Genomic DNA, 22,207 nt, shown 5'->3' with positions numbered 1-22,207 from the left:
ATGCAACTGACCCACGAACACGAACAGCTGCGCGACACCGTGCTGCGCTGGATCGCCGAGCAGGTGAACCCGCACGTAGACCAATGGGAACGCGAGGAGATCTTCCCCGCGCACCAGGTCTTCCGCCAGATGGGTGAGCTGGGCCTGCTGGGCCTGACCAAGCCGGAGGAGAACGGCGGATCGGGCCTGGACTTCTCCTACGGCGCCGTGCTGGCCGAGGCGTTGGGCGAGATCCGCTGCGGCGGCGTGCCGATGGCCATCGGCGTGCAGACGGACATGTGCACGCCGGCGCTGGCCCGGCACGGCAGCCGGGAGTTGCGAGACGAATTCCTCGCTCCCGCGATTCGCGGCGAGCTGGTGGGGTGCCTGGGCGTGAGCGAGGTGGGCAGCGGGTCGGACGTCGCTTCGATCAAGACCACCGCGCGCAAGGATGGCGGCGACTACGTCATCAACGGCGGCAAGATGTGGACCACCAGCGGCACGCAGGCCGACTTCTGCTGCCTGCTGGCCAACACCTCGGACGGCTCGGCGCACCGCAACAAGTCGCTCATCATCGTGCCGATGAAGAGCAAGGGCATCAGCGTCGCGCGCAAGATCCGCAAGATGGGCATGCACTCGTCGGACACGGCGCAGCTGCACTTCGACGACGTGCGAGTGCCGCAGCGCTATCGCATCGGTGAGGAAGGCATGGGCTTCATCTACCAGATGGAGCAGTTCCAGCAGGAGCGCCTGTGGGGATCGCTCAACGCCTGCGGCATGGCGCGGCGCGCGATCCGCGAGACCATCGAGTACACCGGCCAGCGCAAGGCGTTCGGCCGCTCGATCCTGGACAACCAGTGGGTGCACTACAAGCTGGCCGAGCTGCAGACGGAAGTGGAGGCGCTGCACGCCCTCAACTGGGCGGGCGTGGAGATGGTCGTGCGCGGCGAGGACGCCACGCGACTGGCCACCATGGCCAAGCTCAAGGCCGGCCGCGTGGTGCGCGAAGTGGCCGACGGCTGCCTGCAGTTCTGGGGCGGCATGGGCTACACCGACGAAGCTCCGATCTCGCGGCTGTTCCGCGACATGCGGCTGGTCTCCATCGGTGCCGGCGCGGACGAGGTGATGCTGCAGATCCTGTCGAAGTTCATGGGCACGTTCCCGAAGAACGACTGACGTGGGATTGCGCAAGATCCTGATCGCCAACCGCGGCGAAATCGCGCTGCGGGTCCTGCGCACCGCGCATCGCCTGGGATACGCCACCGTCGCCGTCTACTCGACGGCGGATGCGAACGCGCCGCACGTCCGGTCCGCGGACGAGGCGGTTTGCATCGGCGAGCCGCTTCCCGCGCAGTCGTACCTCGACATCGCCGCGATCCTCGAAGCGGCGCGCAAGACCGGCGCCGATGCCGTGCATCCCGGCTACGGCTTCCTTGCTGAGAACGCCGACTTCGCCCAAGCCTGCCGCGACGCGGGCCTGGTCTTCATCGGCCCGTTGCCCGCGGCCATCCTCGCCATGGCCGACAAGGCCGGTGCCAAGCGGCTGATGACGCAGGCCGGCGTCCCCTGCATCCCCGGCTACGACGGCGAGGAGCAATCGCCCGCGCGGCTGCGCGACGAAGCCGACCGCATCGGCTACCCCGTCATGATCAAGGCCACTGCGGGCGGTGGCGGCCGCGGCATGCGGCTGGTGCGCGGGTCTTCCGAGCTCGACGAGTCGCTGCGGAGCGCGCAGTCCGAAGCCAGGCACGCCTTCGGCAATGGCACCGTGATCCTGGAGCGGGCCATCGAGGCGCCGCGCCACGTCGAGATCCAGGTGTTCGGCGACCGCCACGGCAACGTCGTCCATCTGGGCGAGCGCGATTGCTCGGTGCAGCGGCGCCACCAGAAGCTGATCGAGGAAGCCCCGTCGCCCGCCGTCGATGCGGCCCTGCGCGAGGAGATGGGGGCCGCGGCAGTCGCCGCCGCGAAGGCGATCGGCTACGAAGGCGCGGGCACGCTGGAGTTCCTGCTCGACCGCGAAGGCGGCTTCTGGTTCATGGAGATGAACACGCGGTTGCAGGTGGAGCATCCCGTGACCGAGGCGCTCACCGGCCTCGACCTTGTCGAGTGGCAAGTGCGCGTGGCGGCCGGCGAACCGCTGCCGCTGCGGCAGGAGCAGATCCGCTTCGAAGGCCACGCGATCGAAGTGCGCCTGTGCGCGGAAGATGCGAACGACGGCTTCATGCCCCAGAGCGGCACGCTGCATCGCTGGCAGCCGCCGCAGGACCTTCGTGTCGAGCACGCGCTCGCACCCGGCGCGGACATTCCGCCCTACTACGACTCCATGATCGCCAAGCTGGTGGCACACGGCCGCTCGCGAGACGAAGCGCGGCGCAAGCTGGCGAGCGGCTTGAATGAACTGGTGGCGCTCGGCGTCACCACGAACCAGGCGTTGCTCGCGCGGTGCCTGCTGCATCCGGCCTTCGCGCGGGGGGAGGCCACGACCGCTTTCATCGCACAGCACGAGCAAGAGTTGCTCGCGTCTCCGGTTGCCGAGCGTTCACGCGCGCGCGCCATCGCGGCCTGGCTGCTGGTTGCGAATGCGAACCATGCCTCGGGCGCACTCGCGCCCGCGCTGCCGATCGACGTGCGCTACCAGCTGGGCGGCGAAACCGTGCATGCCGAAATCGCGCAGACCACGCCTCGGCGGTTCGACATCCGCACCGGTGGCCTAGCGCATGCGCTGGAGTGCCTCGACCTGCGACAGGCCCAGGCGAGTTTGGTGCTGGACGGCGTCGCCCATCGTCTGGCGTACGTTCGCCAGGCACGCGAGCTCTGGTTCCACATCGCCGGGGGCGAACCGCACCACGCCGTCGATCGCACCCTGGAGCCGCTCTCACGCGGCGCCGCCTTCAACGGCGACGGCCGGGTGCGCGCGTCCATGAACGGCCGTGTCGTCGCGTTGCTGGTCGAACCCGGTGAGCGCGTCAGCGCCGGGCAGCCCGTCATCACCCTCGAGGCGATGAAGATGGAGCACGTCCATACGGCTGCAGCCGACGGCATCGTGGCAGCCGTGCATGCAGCTGCCGGCGAACAGGTCCACGCCGGACGCGTCCTGGTCGAGCTGGCTCCGTGACAAGATGGCCGCGTTCGGAGCTTCATCATGAAACCGCGAATCACCCTCATCACCCTCGGCGTCGACGACCTGCCGCGGGCCGTCACGTTCTACCGCGATGGGCTCGGCTGGAGCACACAGGGCATCGTCGGCGAGCAATTCGAGCATGGGGCCGTGGCCTTCTTCGACCTGGACAACGGCCTGCGGCTCGCGCTCTGGCCGCGGGCCAGCCTGGCGCACGACACCGGCCTGCCCGTGGGGCCGCACAGCAGCACGGAGTTCGCGCTGGCGCACAACGTGCGCTCGACCGAAGAGGTCGATGCGGTCATGGCGCAGGCGAAACACGCGGGCGCGAAGATCACCAAGCCGGCCGAGAAGACCTTCTGGGGCGGGTACGCCGGCTATTTCCAGGACCCGGCCGGGCACCTGTGGGAAGTGGCCTGGAACCCGGACATGCTTCCGCCCGACTGAGGCCCCCCTCGTGTCCATCGAGCTCGACCACCTGATCGTTCCGGCGCGCGACCGCCATGCATCGGCGCAGCTGCTGGCCCGCATCCTCGGCGTGCCCTGGTCGCGCGCCGGCATCGGCCCCTTCTCGCCGGTGTACGCCAGCGACGGGCTGACGCTGGACTTCGACCAGTGGGACGGCGGCACGCTGCCCGTGCAGCACTACTGCTTCCGCGTGTCCGAGGAAGAGTTCGACGGCATCGTCAGCCGCCTGCGGGCCGCCGGCCTGCCCTACCGCAGCATGCCGCACGGCCCGGTCGACCATCGCATCAACACCGAATGGGCGGCCGCATCGTCTACTGGAGCGAACCGGACGGCCATGTCTGGGAGGCGCTCACCGTCAGCTACGCCCGCCAACCCCGGCCTTCCGCGGAGACCCCCCGATGATCTCGCCCGAGTTCCTGGTCACATCCCTGATCGTCGTGCTCATTCCCGGCACCGGCGTGCTCTACACCGTGTCCACCGGGCTGGTCCAGGGCCGCGCCGCCAGCGTGTACGCGGCGCTCGGTTGCACGGCGGGCATCGTGCCGCACCTGCTGGCCACGGTGCTCGGGCTGGCGGCGGTGATGCACACCAGCGCGCTGGCCTTCCAGGTGCTCAAGTACGCGGGCGTGGCCTACCTGCTGTACGTGGCCGTGGCGACCTGGCGCGACCGGTCGGCGTTCTCGGTGGATGGCAGCGTCTCGCGCGCATCGGCCATGGGGCTCGTGGTCAAGGCGTTCCTGCTCAACATCCTCAATCCCAAACTGACGATCTTCTTCCTGGCCTTCCTGCCGCAGTTCGTCGATCCGGCCGCCGGCCGGCCGCTCTTGCAGCTGCTGGTGCTCAGTGGGGTCTTCATGCTGATGACGTTCGTGGTCTTCGTGGTGTATGGATTCGTCGCCCACGGCTTTCGCAGGCTGGTGATCGAATCGGCCCGCGTGCAGCGCTGGCTGCGGTACGGCTTCGCGGCGGCGTTCGCCGGCCTGGGCGCCAAGCTGGCGGCGACGGACCGTTGAGCGAAAAGCAGGCTGCCGCAAGGGCTTCGTGCCGCCGCTAGCATGCGGCCATGACCCGACTCAAGATCGATTTCGTCTCCGATGTCGCGTGCCCCTGGTGCGCCGTCGGACTGGCTTCGCTGGAGCAGGCCTTGCGTCAACTCGACGGGGAGGTCGACGCCGAGCTGCACTTCCAGCCCTTCGAGCTCAATCCGCAGATGGGTGCCGAAGGCCAGGACATCACGGAGCACCTGACGCAGAAGTACGGCTCCACGGCCGAGCAGCAGGCCGCCAACTGGGAGTCGATCCGCCGGCGCGGCGCTGAGCTGGGCTTCGAGTTCCGCAAGCAGGGACGCGGCCGCGTGTGGAACACGTTCGATGCGCACCGGCTGCTTCACTGGGCAGGGCAGCAGTCGCCGCAGGCCCAGCGCGCGCTGAAGAAGGCCTTGCTGCGCGCGTACTTCACCGACGCCCGCAACGTCTCCGATCCGCAGGTGCTGCTCGAAGCCGTGCGGGCCGCGGGGCTGGACCCGGAACAGGCCCGCGCGATCCTGTCGTCGGACTCGTTCGCCCGCGAGGTGCGCGAGCAGGAGGGCTTCTACACGCAGAACGGCATCCACGCCGTTCCGTCGGTGATCGTGAACGACCGCCACCTCATCCAGGGCGGCCAGCCGCCCGAAGTGTTCGAGCAGGCCTTGCGGCAGATCGCCGCGCAGCAGCAGGTCGGCTGACGCGCGGCCGTCAGGCCGCTTCCCAGGTGGCGCGCAGCGCCTGCACCGCGCGACGATGACGCGCCTTGGCCTGGCGCAGAAGCGCCAGCAGCGGCTTGCGCTCCACCTCGGTTTTCGCGTCGGCGATCTCGTGGGCCAGGTTCACGACGTCCCAGTGCGCGCACACCAGCGGGTAGAGCTCCCGCATGCGGCCGCCGCGCCATCGGGCTTGCGACTGGTAGAGCTCCTGCAGCGTGTCGTGGCCGGCGGGCTGCTGGTGGCCGCAGACCAGGCAGAAGCAGTACCACTCGAACCCATCGGCGTAGGCGTCGAGCAGGGACTCGAGTTCGGTGAGCGGTGCGTGCAGCAGGCTGGGCATGATTCGATAGGCTTGGTAGCGGCGGTCGCGCGGAGGACCGCGGTTGGCTGCCGAAAGCCATGATCGTGAACGCTCTCCTGAACAGGCGTGTACAGGCGCAAGAAGTGCAGCTCAGCCGCAATACTTTGGGAGATTTGCCCATTTGGCGGGCCGCCCCGTCTGTGGGAGCGCGCCGACAAAGGTTCAGCCGCACCACTGGCAGCAAGTGGATGGTCCGCCGCTAAGTTGCACGCCATGGACCCACGCAGGCAACCGCCCCTGGACCACCGTCCAAGCCCCGACGACCTCAGCTCCGAGGCGAGGGGCCTGTTCGCGGCCGGCTGGTATGCCACGCGCGACGAGGGCCGCCTGGTGCATCCGGCGGACCAGACCGAGCAACTCGTCTCGCCCGAAACCTGGCGCGCGCTGCGCGAGCTGGGCGCGAGCGTGCCGGTGAAGGTGGTGGTGCAGGGAGCGGCCTAGGCGCGCGCCTCGAACAGCCCCTTGTACTGCTCCCGCAGCAGGTTCTTCTGCACCTTCCCCATCGTGTTGCGCGGCAGTTCGCTCACCACGAAGCAGCGCTTGGGGATCTTGAAGTTGGCGAGCCTGGACTTGAGCGTGGCGAGGATCGGCTCGGGCTCCAGCTTCGCGCCCGCCTTGGCGATCACCACTGCGATGCCGACTTCGCCGAAATCGGGATGCGGGACACCCACCAGCGCGCTTTCGGCCACGCCCGGCAGCTCGTTGATGAAGCCTTCGATCTCCGCCGGGTAGACGTTGTAGCCGCCGCTGATGATCAGGTCCTTGCTGCGGCCGACGATGTGCACGTAGCCGAGCCCGTCCACCTTGCCCACGTCGCCGGTCTTGAACCAGCCGTCGGCGGTGAACTCCTCGGCCGTCTTCTCCGGCATGCGCCAGTAGCCCTTGAACACGTTGGGCCCGCGCACCTGGATGCCGCCGATCTCCTCGGCCGGCAGGTCGTTGCCCTCGTCGTCGCGGATGCGCAGTCCCACGCCCGGCAGCGGGAAGCCCACGGTGCCGCCGCGGCGCTCGCCCTGCTCGGGCCGGTACGGGTTGGAGGTCAGCATGATGGTCTCGCTCATGCCGTAACGCTCCAGGATGGTGTGGCCGGTGCGCTCGCGCCATTCGTTGAAGGTCTCGATCAGCAGCGGCGCCGAGCCGGCGATGAACAGGCGCATGTTGCGCGCCGCTTCGCGATCGAGCGCGGGCTCCTGCAGCATGCGCACGTACAGCGTGGGCACGCCCATGAAGACGCTGGCGCGCGGCATCGCGGCGATCACCTTCTTCGGATCGAATTTGCCCAGCCAGATCATCCTGCTGCCGTTGATCAGCGCGCCGTGGATGCCGACGAACAGGCCGTGGACGTGGAAGATGGGCAGCGCGTGAATGAGCACGTCGCCCGGCACCCAGCCCCAGTAGTCCTTCAGCACCTGCGCGTTCGACAGCAGGTTGCCGTGCGTGAGCATCGCGCCCTTGCTGCGGCCGGTGGTGCCGCTGGTGTAGAGGATGGCCGCGAGGTCGTCCTCGCCCTTGACTGCCACCTCGTGCCTGTCACTGTGCTGCGCCGCGCGATCCAGCAGCGAGCCGGTGCGGTCGTCGCCGAGCGTGAACACGTTCTTCGTGCCGGCCTGGAAGGCGATCTTGCTCACCCAGCCGAAGTTCTTCGGGCTGCAGACCACCACGGCCGGCTCGGCGTTGCCGATGAAGTATCCGATCTCGGCGCTCTGGTACGCGGTGTTGAGCGGCAGGAACACGTAGCCGGCGCGCAGCGTGGCCAGGTACAGCATCATGGCCTCGACGGACTTCTCCACCTGCACCGCGACGCGAGAGCCCTCGGGAAGCTTCAGCGACACCAGCAGGTTCGCGATCATGGCCGTCGCGCGGTGCAGGTCGCGCCAGCTGTAGGCCAGTTCTTCGTCGGTCTCGACCGCGATCTCGTCGAGGTCCCCGGGGAACGCCGCGCGCAGGGCGGCGAAGAGGTTGTGGTTCTTCATTTCAGTCGTTCGAAGGCCCGGCCGCGCGGACCCTTCCGCTGCGACCGGGCCTGTGGATGTGGGGGAGCCCTCAGTCGGCCTTCACGCCGGCGGTCTTGACCACCTGGTTCCAGCGCTTGATCTCGCCGCTGATGAAGGAGGCGAACTGCTGCTGCGAGAAGTTGGGGAACTCGGCGCCCTGGTTGGCCCAGATCGCCTTGAGTTCGTCGCTCTGGATGGCCTTGCGCACTTCCTCGGCAATGCGGCTTGCCGCGTCCGGCGGGGTGCCCTTGGGCGCCCAGAGGCCATACCAGGTCGTGACGGTGTAGTCGGGCAGGCCGACCTCGGAGGCACTGGGCACGTCGGGCAACGCCGGGTTGCGCTTGTTGCCCGAGACCATCAGCGCGCGGATGCGGCCGCCCTTGATGTGGCCGGCCGAGGAGCCCAGGCCGTCGAACATCAGGTCGGCGCTGCCGGTGATCAGGTCCTGCAGCGCGGGGCCCGCGCCGCGGTATGGAATGTGGGTGATGAAGGTCTTGGTCTGGATCTTGAACAGCTCGCCGGCCAGGTGGTGCGACGTGCCGTTGCCGGCGGACGCGTAGTTGTAGCGGCCCGGGTTGCGCCTGACCATGTCCAGGAAGGTCTTGAAATCCGGCGCGTCGATGCGCTTGGGATTGACCACCACCACCTGCGGCACGCGCGCCACCAGCGTGATCGGCACGAAGTCCTTCTCGAGGTCGTAGTCGAGCCGCGGATAGATGGACGGCGCGATGGTGTGGTGCACCGCGCCCATGAACAGGTTGTAGCCGTCCGGGGCAAGCTTGGCCGCGGCGCTGGCGCCCACGGTGCCGCCGGCCCCGCCCTTGTTGTCGATGATCAGTTGCTTGCCGGTCTGCTTGGCGAACTGCGCCGACAACGGACGCGCGAAGGCATCGGTGCCGCCGCCGGCGGGGAACGGAACGACCACGGTGACCGGCCGCGCCGGCCAGCCGTTGCCCTGAGCGAAAGCCACGGGGCTGACCGCCGCCGCCGCGGCCGCGCGCAGCACGTCGCGCCGCTGTAATCCGAATGCCTTCATCTGCCTGTCTCCTTGCCGTTGTATTTGCAGAAAGATATCAACCGTACAGGTCTTCGATGGCGCCGGAAATCGGGATTTGTCCCTGCGCGAGCATGGCGCGGTGCTTGTCCAGGCGCTTGGGGTCGTACAGGTAGTTCACCATCAGGCCGAACGACTGCTTCAGGCCCTTGGGCGAGGGGTCGGCCGCCCAGTTGAGCCGCTCCACGCGAGCACCGTTGCCCAGGTGGAAGCGCGCCACGGGGTCCAGGGGCTTGCCATTGTCCAACTCCCGCCCGAGATAACGCGCCGCCCAGGCCAGGAGCTGCGCGCGCTCGGGCGACTTCGGCGGCAAGGCGAGCGGGTCCTCCAGCGCCGCGATCAGCTCCGGCGGCGCGTTCTTCTGCATCCACAGCCGAAGGCCCGGAATCGGCGAAAGGGTCGCAAAGGTCTTGAGCCGCGGGAATTCGGCCTTCAGCGTTTCCACCACGTGCTTGATCAGCGAGTCGCCGAAGCTCACGCCCTTGAGTCCGGCCTGCGTGTTGCTGATCGAATAGAAGATCGCCGTCGTGGCGCGCACCAGGTCCGAGACCGGCCCGGCCTCGTCCAGCAGCGGCGTGATGCTGTCGGCGATGCCGTCCATGAGCGCCACCTCGACGAAGATCAGCGGCTCGCCCGGCATGCGCGGATGGAAGAAGCCGTAGCAGCGGCGGTCGCTGTCCAGCCGGTTCTTGACGTCGGCCCAGCTGCGGATGTCGTGAACCGCCTCATACTTGATGAGCTTTTCGACCAGCGAGGCGGGCGAGTCCCAGCTGATGCGCTGCAGCTCCAGGAAGGCGACGTCGAACCAGGTGGAGAACAGGGCTTCGAGTTCGGCTTCCAGCGGCAGCAGCCGGCGGTCGGACTTCAGGTGGCCAAGCAACTCAGCGCGCAAGTCCACCAGGAAGCGGATGCCGTCCGGCGACCCCGCGAAGCGTTGCAGCAGGCGCGTGCGCGGCGAAGTGAAGGCGCGGCGCAGGCGGATCTCGGCATGCCCTTCTTCGGGCGTGCCGAGTGCCGTTTCGTAGTGCTCGCGCGCGGCGCGCACCTTGGCGGCGTCGGGCGCGAACTGCTCGCTCATCAGCAGCCAGGCATCGCGCCGCTCCTCGGGCGTGGCCTCCGCGTACCAGTTCATGAAGCCGTGGGCCAGCCGGGCGCCTTCGACTTCGCTCACGCGCGGATCGACGACGGCCTGCAATTCGGTGAGCGCACGGCGCAATGCGCGTGGCGACAGCGCCTCCGGGTCGCGGCGCAGCGTCGCCTGCAGGCGCTCGGTGGTCGACCGGGGCAGGCGCGCTTCGGCCCCTGGCTTCGCCGCAGCGTCGCCGGTGGGCCGCAGCAGCGCGAAGCTGCGGCTCAGCCAATCGCTTGCGACGCTCATCCGGCCCTCCGGGGACGCGCGGGCGCGGTGCTGTGTTCCGGCCGCCGCTGCGCCCACACCCACAGGGCGATGCCGAACAGGATCATGGGAACGCACAGCCACTGGCCCATGCTCATGCCGGTCTGGTCCTTCAGCCAGAGCAGGTGCCCGTCGGGCTCGCGGAAGAATTCGGCGATGAAGCGGAACACGCCGTAGCCGATGAGGAACATGGCCGAGACCTGCGCCTCACGACGCGGCTGGCGCGCATACAGCCAGAGCAGCACGAACAGCAGCACGCCTTCGAGCAGGAACTGGTAGACCTGCGAAGGATGGCGCGGCAGCATCGAGCCGCTCTGCGGGAACGCCATCGCCCAGGGCAGCGACGGGTCGGCGGCGCGGCCCCACAACTCGCCGTTGATGAAATTGCCCACGCGCCCCGCCGCCAGGCCGAGCGGCACGCACGGCGCCACGAAGTCCATCACCTGCCAGAAGGGCTTGCCGCGCGAGCGCGCATACCACCACTGCGAGGCGATCACCCCCAGCATTCCGCCGTGGAAACTCATGCCGCCTTGCCAGATGAAGAAGATCTCCAGCGGGTGCGCGGCGTAGTAGGCGGGCTTGTAGAACAGGCAGTAGCCCAGGCGCCCGCCCAGGATGACGCCCACGACGCCCAGGAACAGCATGTCCTCGATGTCCCGCTTGCTCCACGCGCCCGCGCCCTGCAGCGAGGCATAGGGCTCGTGCCGCAGCCGCCGGGTGGCCAGGAAGAAGAACAGGCCGAAGGCGGCCAGGTAGGTCAGGCCGTACCAGTGCACCGCCAGCGGGCCGACCTGGAAGGCGACCGGGTCGATCTTCGGGTGAATCAGCATGCGGCCATTGTGCCGCGCCTGAGGCTGAGGCGCAGGCCGCTCCGGCATACTTGCGGGCTTTCGCGAGCATCGATTCCCAGGAGACCGCCGTGGCCGAACAGCCGATCCGCCTGCACCTGCGCAGCAGCAACATCACCGAAGGCAAGTCGCGCGCGCCGAACCGCTCCATGTACTACGGCATGGGCTACAAGGAGACCGACTTCGGCAAGCCCATGGTCGGCGTGGCCAACGGCCACAGCACCATCACGCCGTGCAACAGCGGCCTGCAGAAGCTGGCCGACGCGGCCGTCGCCGGCATCGAGGAGGCGGGCGGCAATCCGCAGATCTTCGGCACGCCCACCATCAGCGACGGCATGGCCATGGGCACCGAGGGCATGAAGTACTCGCTGGTCAGCCGCGAGGTGATCGCCGACTGCATCGAGACCTGCGTGCAGGGCCAGTGGATGGACGGGGTGGTGGTCATCGGCGGCTGCGACAAGAACATGCCGGGCGGCCTGATGGGGATGCTGCGCGCCAACGTGCCCGCCATCTACGTCTATGGCGGCACCATCCTGCCCGGCAAGTGGAAGGGCGAGGACCTGAACATCGTCAGCGTGTTCGAGGCCGTGGGCCAGAACGCCGCCGGCAAGATCAGCGACCAGGACCTCAAGGACATCGAGCAGCACGCGATCCCCGGCACCGGTTCCTGCGGGGGCATGTACACGGCCAACACCATGTCCTCGGCCTTCGAGGCGATGGGCATCTCCCTGCCCTACTCCTCCACCATGGCCAACCCGCACGACGAGAAGATGAACTCGGCGCGCGAGTCGGCCAAGGTGCTGCTGGAGGCGATCAGGAAGGACATCAAGCCGCGCGACATCGTGACGCGCAAGGCGATCGAGAACGCGGTGGCGGTGATCATGGCCACGGGCGGATCGACCAACGCGGTGCTGCACTTCCTGGCCATCGCCCACGCGGCCGAGGTGGAGTGGACCATCGACGACTTCGAGCGTATCCGCAAGCGCACGCCGGTGATCTGCGACCTCAAGCCCTCGGGCAAGTACCTCGCGGTGGACCTGCACCGCGCCGGCGGCATTCCGCAGGTCATGAAGGTGCTGCTCAAGGCCGGCCTGCTGCACGGCGACTGCATCACCATCACCGGCAAGACCATCGCGCAGGTGCTTGCCGAGGTGCCGGACCAGCCGCGTGGCGGCCAGGACGTGATCCGGCCGATCGACAAGCCGATGTACAAGGAAGGCCACCTCGCCATCCTCAAGGGCAACCTCTCGCCCGAAGGTGCGGTGGCCAAGATCACCGGCCTGAAGAACCCGGTGATCACCGGCCCGGCGCGCGTTTTCGACGACGAGCAGTCGGCGCTGGAGGCGATCCTGGCCGGAAAGATCAAGGCGGGCGATGTGATGGTGCTGCGCTACCTGGGCCCCAAGGGCGGCCCGGGCATGCCCGAGATGCTGGCGCCCACCGGAGCGCTCATCGGCGCCGGGCTCGGGGAGAGCGTGGGCCTGATCACCGACGGCCGCTTCTCCGGCGGCACGTGGGGCATGGTGGTGGGCCACGTGGCGCCGGAAGCGGCCGCCGGCGGCAACATCGCGCTCGTGAAGGAAGGCGACTCGATCACGATCGATGCGCACCAGCTCAAGCTGCAGCTGAACGTCGATGACGCGGAGCTGGCCAAGCGGCGGTCTGGCTGGAAGGCGCCGGCGCCGCGGTACACGCGGGGCGTGCAGGCGAAGTTCGCGTTCAACGCGGCGAGTGCGAGCAAGGGGGCGGTGCTGGACAACTTCTGAGTTGTTCTTCCCGGTTTGCCCACGGCGGTCCGGGGTCGCGGCAGGGAACAAGATGAAGAGCGGGAACGGATGCCGCCGTTTTCCTACACGTTCCCCACGCTGGCTCGTCCTAGCATCGAACTCCCACCAGGAGAACCGCCATGGACACCACCTCGCTGTGGCGCGCGACCGCGCGCGGCCCGTGCTTCGGCATGCTGAAGGGCGACGAGCAGTGCGACGTGCTGGTGATCGGCGGCGGGATTACGGGCGTTACCACCGCGCTGCTGCTCGCGGAGCAGGGACGCAAGGTCGTGCTGCTGGAAGCCGACGAGATCGGCAGTGGAACGACCGGCAACTCCACCGGCAACCTGTACATGACGACCAGCCAGGGCCTGTCGTCCGTCGCGTCCAGCTGGGACGACGGCGTGGCGCGCGAAGCGATGCTTGCCCGCAAGTCGGCCGTCGACTTCATCGAGCAACGCTGCCGGGACCTGCCCGGCGCCGCGTTCACCCGCTGCGCGATGTACCGTGGCGCGCGGTTCGCGACGGACCAGCCCTCGGTCGAGCAGGAGCACCAGACGCTCGCGCGGCTGGGCGCGCCCGTGCGCATGGAAGAAGGCTGGCCGGGCGGCTTGCCGCCGCCTTCGGGCCGCGTGATGGTGCTGGCGGACCAGGCCCAGTTCCAGCCACAGGCCTACGTCACGGGACTGGCGCGTCTCGCGGCGAAGGCCGGCGCTTCGGTGCACGAGCACTCGCGCGTGCTGGAGCTCGACGCGAAGCAGCGTATCGCCACCACCTCGGGCGGCACGGTCAAGGCCGGCGAGATCGTCATGGCCACGCACTCCCCCAAGGGCGTGCACATCGTGCATGCCGAGATGCCGGTGCACCGCGAGTACGCGGTCGCGTTCGAGGTCGGCGCCGTCGACCCAGGGCCGGGCATCTTCTGGTGGAAGGGCGAGGAAGGCCTGTCGATCCGAATCCTGGTCCACGAAGGCAAGCGCTACCTGGTCGCCGCCGGATCGGAACACAAGGTCGGCACGCACAACGCCAAGGCGGCATTGATGGCCGTCGAGGCCATGGCCAACAGCCACCTGAGCCCGGGGCCGCTGGTGCATCGGTGGTCCGCGCAGAACTACCGCTCGCACGACGGACTGCCCTACATCGGCCGCGACCACTCCGGCTGCTTCATCGCGACCGGCTTCGCCACCGACGGCCTGACGTGGGGAACTGTCGCCGCGCGCGGCATCGCCGCCGAACTGGCCGGCCAGAAGGATGCATTCATCGAACGCTGCTCGCCGCGGCGCTTCACGCCGATGAAGGGCGCCAAGGCCCTCGTCGAGGAGAACGTCACCACGCTCAAGACCCTGGTGCAGGGCTACCTGACCGGCGGCCAGCATGAGCACCTGGCCAACCTGGCGCCGGGCGACAGCGCGATCGTGGAAGCCGATGGCGAGACGTTCGCGGCGTATCGCGCCCCGGACGGCGAGCTGTTCGCGGTGTCGCCGGTCTGCACCCACATGGGCTGCAAGGTGCGCTGGAACAGCGTGGAGACCAGTTGGGACTGCCCCTGCCACGGAAGCCGGTTCCGACCGGACGGGACGGTGATCGAGGGGCCCGCGGTCGCGCCGCTGAAGCGGCGGACGACCGAGCTGCGCTAGCTCAGCGGCGCTTGGGCGGCATGCCCATGGCCGCGCGGCTCTTGTCGATGCGGGCCTGGCGCTTGTCGTTCTCGCGCTGCACGGCCTTCTTCTTGGTGTAGCCCGTCCAGTCCGCCCACGTCCACCAGACGAACGCCAGGCCGAAGGGGAGCAGCACGCCCCACCACGGCCAGGCGGCGACGGGATCGATCTCGAGGTACTTCAGGGCCAGCAAGAGGATGCCCACACCGAGGAACAACATCGACGCACTCTCCGCAAGAAAGCCCGGCGGGCCGGGCGGCTTTACCTCGCGTTCACCTTGCGGGGGAACCCATCAGGGTCAACCGAGGTCACTACAATCACGTTCAAGGACTGTAACCCAACCGTAGAGGAAACCCTTCATGAAACGTGCCCTGATCGCCCTTGCAGCCGCGTTTGTTGCGGCCGGTCCCGCGCTGGCGGACCAGGCGCTGGCCACGGCCAAGAACTGCATGGCCTGCCATGCGACGGACAAGAAACTGGTCGGCCCCTCGTACAAGGACGTGGCCGCCAAGTACGCCGGCCAGAAGGACGCCGTGGACAAGCTGGCCGCCAAGATCCAGAAGGGCGGCGCCGGCGTCTGGGGCCCCGTGCCCATGCCGGCCAACACGCAGGTCAGCGAGGCGGAAGCCAAGAAGCTGGCGGCGTGGGTGATGAGCCAGAAATAAGCTCAGCGCCCAAAGCAGAAAGGCCCGCGGAAGCGGGCCTTCTGCTTTGGGACCGGAGGTTCAGTTCTTCTCGGCCAACTGCTCCAGGATCGCGGGGTTCTCCAAGGTCGATGTGTCCTGCGTGATCGCCTCCCCCTTGGCGATGCTGCGCAACAGCCGCCGCATGATCTTGCCGCTGCGGGTCTTGGGGAGGTTGTCGCCGAAGCGGATGTCCTTGGGCTTGGCGATCGGGCCGATTTCCTTGGCCACCCAGTTGCGCAAGTCGCTGGCGATCTGCCTGGCCTCCTCGCCCTTGGGCCGCGGCCGCTTGAGCACGACGAAGGCGCAGATCGCCTCGCCGGTCAGCTCGTCCGGACGTCCGACGACGGCGGCTTCCGCCACCAGGTCGGTCTTGGAAACCAGCGCCGACTCGATCTCCATCGTCCCCAGGCGGTGGCCCGAGACGTTCAGCACGTCGTCGATGCGGCCGGTGATGCGGAAGTAGCCGCGCTGCTCGTCGCGCACCGCGCCGTCGCCCGCCAGGTAGATGCGGCCGCCCATCTCCGGCGGGAAGTAGCTCTTCTTGAAACGCTCCGGGTCGCCCCAGATCGTGCGGATCATCGAAGGCCAGGGCCGCTTGACCACCAGCATGCCCCCCGAGCCATTGGGAAGGTCCTTGCCGGACTCGTCCACGATGGCGGCGATGATGCCCGGCAGCGGCAGCGTGCACGAACCCGGCACCAGCGGCGTGGCCCCCGGCAGCGGCGTGATCATGTGGCCGCCGGTCTCGGTCTGCCAGAAGGTGTCGACGATCGGGCAGCGTTCGCCGCCCACGTTCCGGTGGTACCACATCCACGCTTCCGGGTTGATCGGCTCGCCGACGCTGCCCAGGATGCGAAGGCTCGAGAGGTTCCAGTTCTTCGGGTGCACCTTCTCGTCGGTCTCCGCCGCCTTGATCAGCGAGCGGATGGCCGTGGGCGCCGTGTAGAAAACGGTCACCTTGTGCTTCTCGATCATCTGCCAGAAGCGGCCCGCGTTCGGGTACGTGGGGATGCCTTCGAAGATCACCTGCGTGGCGCCCACCGCCAGCGGCCCGTAGGCCACGTAGGTGTGGCCCGTGACCCAGCCGATGTCGGCCGTGCACCAGAACACGTCCTCCGGCCGGATGTCGAAGGTCCACTGCATGGTGAGGCTGGCCCACAGCAGGTAGCCGCCGGTGGAGTGCTGCACGCCCTTGGGTTTGCCGGTGGAGCCCGAGGTGTAGAGGATGAACAGCGGGTGCTCCGCGTTCACGCTGACCGGCTCGCACTGGTCCGGCTGGCCCTTGAGCACTTCCTCGAACGTCTTGTCGCGGCCGGCCACCATGTTGCAGGCCGAAGGCGTGCGCATGTAGACCAGCACGGTCCTGAGCGTGTCGCAGCCGCCCATGCCGATGGCCTCGTCGACGATGGCCTTCAGGGGCAGCTCCTTGCCGCCGCGCATCTGGAAGTTGGCCGTGATCACCGAGACCGCGCCGGCATCGATGATGCGTTCGTTCAGCGCCTTGGCCGAGAAGCCGCCGAACACCACGCTGTGGGTGGCGCCGATGCGCGCGCAGGCCTGCATGGCCACCACGCCGTCGATGGTCATCGGCATGTAGACGATGACGCGGTCGCCCTTCCTGATCCCCTGCGCCTTGAGCGCATTGGCGAAGCGGGCCACGCGGGACAGCAGATCCTTGTAGGTGACGGTGCTGACGCTGCCGTCGTCGGCCTCGAACACGATCGCGGTCTTGTTCTCCACCGGCGTGCCGATGTGCTTGTCCAGGCAGTTGGCCGACGCGTTGAGCTCGCCGTCCTCGTACCACTTGTAGAACGGGGCGCTGGATTCGTTCAGCGTCTTCGTGAAGGGCTTGGTCCAGTCCAGGTTTTCGCGCGCGAGCCGCGCCCAGAAGCCTTCGAAGTCCTTTTCCGCTTCCTTGCACAGCGCCTCGTAGGCCGCCATTCCGGAAATGCGGGCGCCGCGCGTGGCCGCGTCGGACGGGGGGAACACGCGGTTTTCGACCAGGACCGATTCGATGGCGCTCATGCTTTGTCTCCGGCTAGGTTGGAACGCGGCGCACGGCGGCGCGGTGGCGACGGGAATGGCCGCGTACTTTCAATGGGACCACTTACATTCGTCTGACTGGCCCCCAGCTTACAAAATTCCCGCGATCCGGCGGGGCCTGCCGCGAGGCAAATCTACAATCGCGCCGGACTTTTCCCACCCCTTCATGGCCGAACCCAATCCCCTCCGCAGCCGCAGCTCCCCGCTGCGTCCCTTGCCCAACCTGATCTTCGCCAGCCGCTGGCTGCAGCTGCCCCTGTACCTGGGGCTGATCGCGGCCCAGGCGGTGTACGTGTTCCACTTCTGGGTGGAGCTGGTGCACCTGCTGGAAGCCGCCTTCGGCAGCCAGTACGCGCTGCAGCAGCTCATCACCAGCATCGGCTACAAGGCGACGGCGCCGATCGAGTCGCTGAACGAGACGGTGATCATGCTGGTGGTGCTGGCGCTCATCGACGTGGTGATGATCTCCAACCTGCTGATCATGGTGATCGTGGGCGGCTACGAAACCTTCGTCAGCCGCATGAACCTGGAAGGCCACCCGGACCAGCCGGAATGGCTGAGCCACGTCAACGCCTCGGTGCTCAAGGTCAAGCTGGCCACCGCCATCATCGGCATCAGCTCGATCCACCTGCTCAAGACGTTCATCAACGCCGACAACTACACCGACCGGGTGTTGATCGCGCAGACGGCGATCCACATCGCTTTCCTGCTGTCGGCCATGGCCATCGCGTACACGGACCGGATCATGGCGGGCCTGCCGGCGGCCGGGCACGCCAGGCACTGAGATTGCTCCCTCTCCCCGCCGGGAGAGGTTGGGGCGCGGGGCGGTCGCGGGGCTTGATTGGCACCGCGCGTGCCCTCACCCCAGCCCTCTCCCAGAGGGAGAGGGAGAAAAGCGTCAGGCCTCGGGGTAGTCCTCGGTGTCCACCTCGCTTCGTGACTGTGCGCTGTAGCGATGCCCGCTCACCGTCCGCTGGTTGATGTGCGCATCCAGCCGCTCGATCAGCGCAGGCTGCAGCTTCACGTTCACGGCGCCGAGGTTCTCCCGCAGGTGGTCCACGTTGGTGGTTCCTGGGATGGGAACGATGTACTCCCGCTTGTGCAGCAGCCAGGCCAGCGCGAGCTGGGCCGGGGTGCAGCCGGCTTCGCGCGCGAGCGCCTTGTAGCCGGGCAGCAGCTGCAGGTTGCGCGCGTAGTGCGCCGGCTCGAAGCGCGGCATCGTGCGGCGGATGTCCTTGGCCTCGAGCGTCGTCACGTCATGCAGAGCGTCGCAGAGGAAGGCGCGCGCCACGGGGCTGAACGCAACGAAGGCGATGCCCAGTTCGCGGCAGGCGTCGAGCACCGCGATTTCCGGATTGCGCGTCCACAGCGAGTACTCGGTCTGCACGGCCGCGATCGGGTGCACCGCGTGCGCCTTGCGGATCGTGGCGGCGGACACCTCGGACAGACCGAGCGCCCGCACCTTGCCCTGCTCCACCAGCCGGCCCATGGCGCCGACGCTCTCCTCCACCGGCACCTTCTTGTCCCAGCGGTGCAGGTAGTAGAGGTCGATCACCTCCGTCTGCAGGCGGCGCAGGCTGTCCTCGCAGTTGCGGCGGATGGCCTCGGGGCGGCCGTCGATGACGCGCCGCATCACGCCGTCGTCGCCCTGGACGCCGGCCATGCCGCCCTTGCTCGCCAGCGTGATTCGGCTGCGATGCGGCTTGAGCACGCGTCCGACGATCGTCTCGTTGCCGCCGAAGCCGTACAGCGCCGCGGTGTCGAACAGCGTGACGCCCTGATCCAGTGCCGCGAGCAGCACGCGTTCGCCCTGTTCCGGCGGCGGCGGCGTGCCGTACGCATGGCTGAAGTTCATGCAGCCCAGGCCGATCGGGAAGACCTGGAAGGGGCCGATGGAGCGTTGGGGCATGTGCGGCGTCCTTCGAAGCGGAATCAGGTGAGCTGCTTCTCCAGCTGGTCCAGCACTTCGTAGCAGGGCAGCACCTGCCTCACGCTCGCATTCGGCTCGCGCCCTTCGCGGATGGCCGCGATGAACTCCCGGTCCTGCAGCTCGATGCCGTTCATCGACACGTCGACCTTGCTGACGTCGATCTTCTCTTCCTTGCCGTTGTACAGGTCGTCGTAGCGCGCGATGTAGGTCGCGGTGTCGCCGATGTAGCGGAAGAACGTCCCGAGCGGACCGTCGTTGTTGAACGAGAGCGAGAGCGTGCAGACGGAGCCGTTCTCCGCCTTGAGCTGGATGCTCATGTCCATGGCGATGCCCAGGTTCGGGTGGATCGGCCCCTGGACCGCGTTGGCCTTCACCACGCGGCTGCCGGTCTGGTACTGGAACAGGTCCACGGTGTGGGCGGCGTGGTGCCAGAGCAGGTGGTCGGTCCAGCTGCGCGGCTGGCCGAGCGCATTCATGTTCGTGCGCCGGAAGAAGTAGGTCTGCACGTCCATCTGCAGGACGTTGAACTCGCGCGCCCTGATCTTCTTGTTGACGTACTGGTGGCTGGGATTGAAGCGGCGGGTGTGGCCGCACATCGCGACCAGGCCGGTCTTCTTCTGCGTCTCCACCACCGCCTTGCCGTCCGCCAGCTTGTCGCACAGCGGGATCTCCACCTGCACGTGCTTGCCCGCGTTCAGGCAGGCGATCGCCTGGGCGGCGTGCATCTGGGTGGGCGTGCACAGGATGACCGCATCGACGTCGTCGCGGGCCAGGGTCTCTTCCAGCTTCGTCGTCGCATGGCCGATGCCGTACTTGGCCGCGACCTCCTGCGTCTTGTCCAGCTCGCGGCCGATCACGGACGTGACCTGCACGCCGTCGATCAGCTTGAGCCCGTCCAGGTGCTTCTGGCCGAAGGCGCCGGCGCCGGCCAGCGCGACGCGCAGGGTCTTGTCGTTCGACTTCGACATCTCAGTTCTCCAGGATCATGTGGCCGACGGCCGTGTTGGACGCGGGCACGTGGTAGAAGCGGTGCTTGAGCGTCGGCTTGCGGCCGCCCGCGACATCGGCCATCGCGCCGCGCGCGATCAGCCACATCACCAGCTCGATGCCCTCGCTGCCGGCCTCCTTCACGTACTCGACGTGCGAGACCGACGCCAGCCCTTCGGGATCATCCAGCAGGCGGTCGAGGAAGCGGTTGTCCCACTCCTTGTTGATCAGGCCGGCGCGCGGCCCCTGCAGCTGGTGGCTCATGCCGCCGGTGCCCCAGATCTGCACGTTCAGTTCCTCGTCGTAGCTCTCGACCGCCTTGCGGATCGCCTGCCCCAGGCGGAAGCAGCGCATGCCGCTGGGCACCGGGTACTGCACCACGTTGACCGCGAACGGGATCACCTTGAAGGGCCAGGCCTGCGTCTGGCCGCACATCAGCGACAGCGGCACCGTGAGCCCGTGGTCGACGTCCATCTTGTTCACCAGCGTGAGGTCGAAGTCCTGCTGGATCACCGACTGCGCGATGTGCGCGGCCAGCTCGGGATGGCCCTCGACCTTGGGGACGGGCCGCGGGCCCCACCCTTCGTCGGCCACCGCGTACTCGGCGGCGGTGCCGATGGCGAAGGTCGGGATCATGTCCAGGCTGAATGCCGTCGCGTGGTCGTTGAACACGAGGAACACGACGTCGGGCGTGTTCGCCTTGATCCATTCGCGCGAGAACTGGTAGCCGGCGAAGACCTTCTGCCAGTACGGCTCCTCGGTCTTGCCCAGGTCCATGGCCGCGCCGATGGCCGGCACATGCGAGGTGTAGACGGAAGCGGTGATGCGGGCCATCTATTTCTTCTCCTTCGCCGGCGGTGTCCACGTCGAGGGACGGCCGCCGCCGATCATCATGTTGCGGTATTCCTCCTCGCTCATGCCCGTCATCGAGCCGGCCATCTGCTGGAAGCTCTTTCCGTCGGTCGCGCCGATCTTGGCGAGGAAGTAGATGTTGCCGCCCAGCTCGATGCAGCGGTTCAGGTCGCGCGCCAGCACGGCCTGCTTCTGCTCCTCCGTCATCGGCCATTCGTCGAGGTAGGCGCGCTCGTCGGCCTTGAAGCGTTCGCGGTTCGGCGCCTTCATCAGCGACATGCAGAACTGGTTGAGCCAGTAGCCCTTGCGGCTCTGGTCGGCGTCGAAGATGGTCGTGCCGGGCACGCCCTGGTAGGGTTTGTCGAGGGGCATGATCAGCCTCCTTGCTTGAGTTCCGGCCAATAAAGGCGCGTGGGGTTGTCCACCAGCAGCTTCCTCTGCAGCTCGGGCGTGGTGGCGATGTGCGGGATGAAGTCGACCAGCAGGCCGTCGTCGGGCATGTGGTCCTTCAGGTTGGGATGCGGCCAGTCGGTTCCCCAGAGCACGCGGTCGGGGAAGGTCTCGACCACCTTGCGCGCGAACGGCACCACGTCGCGGTAGGCGTTGCGCTCACCGTCCAGCGCGCGCGGGCCGCTCACGGACAGGCGCTCGGGGCAGCTCACTTTGCTCCAGACGTTCGGATGCTCGCGCATGAATTTCAGGAAAAGGCCGAACTCCGGGCCGTCGATCGGCTTGGAGACATCCGGCCGCCCCATGTGGTCCACGACGACGGTGGTCGGCAACGCGGTGAAGAAGTCCCACAGCTCGGGCAGGTCGACCGCCTCGAAATAGATGACGACGTGCCAGCCCAGCGGCGCGATGCGGCCGGCGATCTCCATCAACTCGTCCTTGGGCGTGAAGTCCACCAGCCGCTTGACGAAGTTGAAGCGTACGCCGCGCACGCCGGCGGCGTTCATCTCCTGCAGCTCCCGGTCGGTGACGCTTCGCCGCACCGTGGCCACGCCGCGCGCCTTGCCGTCGGAGCGCTTGAGCGCATTGACCAGCGCGCGGTTGTCCGCGCCGTGGCAGGTGGCCTGCACGATCACGTTCCTGTCGAAACCCAGGTGGTCGCGGAGCTGGAACAGCTGCTGCCAGCTGGCGTCGCAGGGCGTGTACTTGCGCTCGGGAGCGTAGGGGAACTCGGCGCCGGGACCGAAGACATGGCAGTGCGCATCGACGCTGCCGGGCGGCACCTGGAAGCGCGGCTTGCTCGGGCCCGTGTACCAGTCGAGCCAGCCGGGCGTTTTCGTGAAGTCCCCGGTGGTGGGTTTGCTCATCGCGTCC

22 protein-coding genes are annotated in these 22,207 nt (G+C 68.0%); 10 read left to right on the top strand and 12 right to left on the bottom strand.

What is annotated here, in order from left to right; translation table 11 throughout:
* The 5 genes from EZ313_RS06725 (at position 1) to EZ313_RS06700 (ending at position 5,291) form a co-directional block, all read left to right on the top strand.
* The gene (locus EZ313_RS06725) at positions 1–1,155 is read left to right on the top strand and encodes an acyl-CoA dehydrogenase family protein (protein WP_135262421.1); all 1,155 of its coding nucleotides are present in this window, start codon (positions 1–3) and stop codon (positions 1,153–1,155) included.
* Between the two features lies 1 nt (position 1,156).
* Complete coding sequence (locus EZ313_RS06720; protein WP_135262420.1) at positions 1,157–3,097, top strand: acetyl/propionyl/methylcrotonyl-CoA carboxylase subunit alpha; 1,941 nt, start codon at positions 1,157–1,159, stop codon at positions 3,095–3,097.
* Positions 3,098–3,124: 27 nt separating this feature from the next.
* Entirely contained in the window at positions 3,125–3,547 is a 423-nt protein-coding gene (locus tag EZ313_RS06715) for a VOC family protein (protein WP_135262419.1), read from the top strand.
* 419 nt (positions 3,548–3,966) lie between these two features.
* Positions 3,967–4,581: a LysE family translocator gene (locus EZ313_RS06705; protein ID WP_135262418.1), complete on the top strand. Its 615-nt coding sequence runs from the start codon at positions 3,967–3,969 to the stop codon at positions 4,579–4,581.
* A gap of 50 nt (positions 4,582–4,631) precedes the next feature.
* Positions 4,632–5,291, top strand: coding sequence for a DsbA family oxidoreductase (locus EZ313_RS06700; protein WP_135262417.1), 660 nt, complete (start codon positions 4,632–4,634; stop codon positions 5,289–5,291).
* Between the two features lie 10 nt (positions 5,292–5,301).
* On the opposite strand, the gene EZ313_RS06695 is transcribed toward EZ313_RS06700, so the two are convergent.
* On the bottom strand, positions 5,302–5,649 hold the full coding sequence (locus EZ313_RS06695; RefSeq protein ID WP_135262416.1) for a hypothetical protein: 348 nt from the start codon (positions 5,647–5,649) through the stop codon (positions 5,302–5,304).
* A 234-nt stretch (positions 5,650–5,883) separates the two neighbouring features.
* Between EZ313_RS06695 and EZ313_RS06690 the strand changes: the two genes are divergently transcribed.
* A complete protein-coding gene (locus EZ313_RS06690) occupies positions 5,884–6,111 on the top strand; it encodes a hypothetical protein (protein ID WP_135262415.1) in 228 nt (75 codons plus the stop codon).
* Here EZ313_RS06690 and EZ313_RS06685 read toward each other — a convergent pair.
* From EZ313_RS06685 to lgt, 4 genes are all read right to left on the bottom strand, one after another.
* Positions 6,108–7,643 (bottom strand): malonate--CoA ligase, encoded by a 1,536-nt coding sequence (locus EZ313_RS06685; RefSeq protein WP_135262414.1) that lies wholly within the window; start codon positions 7,641–7,643, stop codon positions 6,108–6,110. The two genes, EZ313_RS06690 and EZ313_RS06685, sit on opposite strands and share 4 nt — an antisense overlap.
* A gap of 70 nt (positions 7,644–7,713) precedes the next feature.
* Complete coding sequence (locus EZ313_RS06680; RefSeq protein WP_135262413.1) at positions 7,714–8,700, bottom strand: Bug family tripartite tricarboxylate transporter substrate binding protein; 987 nt, start codon at positions 8,698–8,700, stop codon at positions 7,714–7,716.
* 37 nt (positions 8,701–8,737) lie between these two features.
* A complete protein-coding gene (locus EZ313_RS06675; RefSeq protein ID WP_135262412.1) occupies positions 8,738–10,096 on the bottom strand; it encodes a malonyl-CoA decarboxylase in 1,359 nt (452 codons plus the stop codon).
* Positions 10,093–10,944, bottom strand: a complete 852-nt coding sequence (gene lgt, locus EZ313_RS06670) for a prolipoprotein diacylglyceryl transferase (RefSeq protein ID WP_135262411.1) — start codon at positions 10,942–10,944, stop codon at positions 10,093–10,095. The genes EZ313_RS06675 and lgt overlap by 4 nt, the downstream gene beginning before the upstream one ends.
* 89 nt (positions 10,945–11,033) lie before the next feature.
* Here lgt and ilvD point away from each other — a divergent pair, with 89 nt between their 5' ends.
* A complete protein-coding gene (ilvD, locus tag EZ313_RS06665) occupies positions 11,034–12,728 on the top strand; it encodes a dihydroxy-acid dehydratase (protein ID WP_135262410.1) in 1,695 nt (564 codons plus the stop codon).
* A 140-nt stretch (positions 12,729–12,868) separates the two neighbouring features.
* Entirely contained in the window at positions 12,869–14,365 is a 1,497-nt protein-coding gene (locus EZ313_RS06660) for an FAD-dependent oxidoreductase (RefSeq protein WP_135262409.1), read from the top strand.
* Position 14,366: 1 nt separating this feature from the next.
* Here the strand turns inward: EZ313_RS06660 and EZ313_RS06655 are convergent, their stop codons facing one another.
* Positions 14,367–14,606, bottom strand: a complete 240-nt coding sequence (locus tag EZ313_RS06655; RefSeq protein ID WP_135262408.1) for a TIGR04438 family Trp-rich protein — start codon at positions 14,604–14,606, stop codon at positions 14,367–14,369.
* A gap of 139 nt (positions 14,607–14,745) precedes the next feature.
* On the opposite strand from EZ313_RS06655, the gene EZ313_RS06650 reads away from it, so the two are divergent.
* Positions 14,746–15,051 carry a c-type cytochrome gene (locus EZ313_RS06650; RefSeq protein WP_135262407.1) on the top strand — a complete coding sequence of 102 codons (306 nt, stop codon included), beginning with the start codon at positions 14,746–14,748 and terminating at the stop codon, positions 15,049–15,051.
* A gap of 60 nt (positions 15,052–15,111) precedes the next feature.
* Here the strand turns inward: EZ313_RS06650 and acs are convergent, their stop codons facing one another.
* Positions 15,112–17,097: an acetate--CoA ligase gene (acs, locus tag EZ313_RS06645; RefSeq protein ID WP_135262406.1), complete on the bottom strand. Its 1,986-nt coding sequence runs from the start codon at positions 17,095–17,097 to the stop codon at positions 15,112–15,114.
* Between the two features lie 184 nt (positions 17,098–17,281).
* Between acs and EZ313_RS06640 the strand changes: the two genes are divergently transcribed.
* Positions 17,282–17,899, top strand: a complete 618-nt coding sequence (locus EZ313_RS06640) for a YqhA family protein (RefSeq protein WP_135262405.1) — start codon at positions 17,282–17,284, stop codon at positions 17,897–17,899.
* Between the two features lie 114 nt (positions 17,900–18,013).
* Here EZ313_RS06640 and EZ313_RS06635 read toward each other — a convergent pair whose 3' ends face one another.
* Genes EZ313_RS06635 through EZ313_RS06615 form a run of 5 tightly spaced genes read right to left on the bottom strand, consistent with a single transcriptional unit; the run spans position 18,014 to position 22,200 of the window.
* Positions 18,014–19,024: an aldo/keto reductase gene (locus tag EZ313_RS06635; protein WP_135262404.1), complete on the bottom strand. Its 1,011-nt coding sequence runs from the start codon at positions 19,022–19,024 to the stop codon at positions 18,014–18,016.
* Positions 19,025–19,047: 23 nt separating this feature from the next.
* Positions 19,048–20,013 (bottom strand): Gfo/Idh/MocA family oxidoreductase, encoded by a 966-nt coding sequence (locus tag EZ313_RS06630; protein ID WP_135262403.1) that lies wholly within the window; start codon positions 20,011–20,013, stop codon positions 19,048–19,050.
* 1 nt (position 20,014) lies between these two features.
* Positions 20,015–20,866 (bottom strand): class III extradiol dioxygenase subunit beta, encoded by an 852-nt coding sequence (locus EZ313_RS06625; RefSeq protein ID WP_135262402.1) that lies wholly within the window; start codon positions 20,864–20,866, stop codon positions 20,015–20,017.
* Positions 20,867–21,256 carry a protocatechuate 4,5-dioxygenase subunit alpha gene (gene ligA / locus EZ313_RS06620; protein WP_135262401.1) on the bottom strand — a complete coding sequence of 130 codons (390 nt, stop codon included), beginning with the start codon at positions 21,254–21,256 and terminating at the stop codon, positions 20,867–20,869. It abuts the gene before it with no gap.
* A 2-nt stretch (positions 21,257–21,258) separates the two neighbouring features.
* On the bottom strand, positions 21,259–22,200 hold the full coding sequence (locus EZ313_RS06615; protein WP_135262400.1) for an amidohydrolase family protein: 942 nt from the start codon (positions 22,198–22,200) through the stop codon (positions 21,259–21,261).
* Positions 22,201–22,207 lie beyond the last annotated feature (7 nt).

Origin of the sequence: Ramlibacter henchirensis (genome assembly GCF_004682015.1) — a bacterium.
Lineage (GTDB): Bacteria > Pseudomonadota > Gammaproteobacteria > Burkholderiales > Burkholderiaceae_C > Ramlibacter > Ramlibacter henchirensis.
This window is presented reverse-complemented; position numbering and strand designations above follow the sequence as displayed.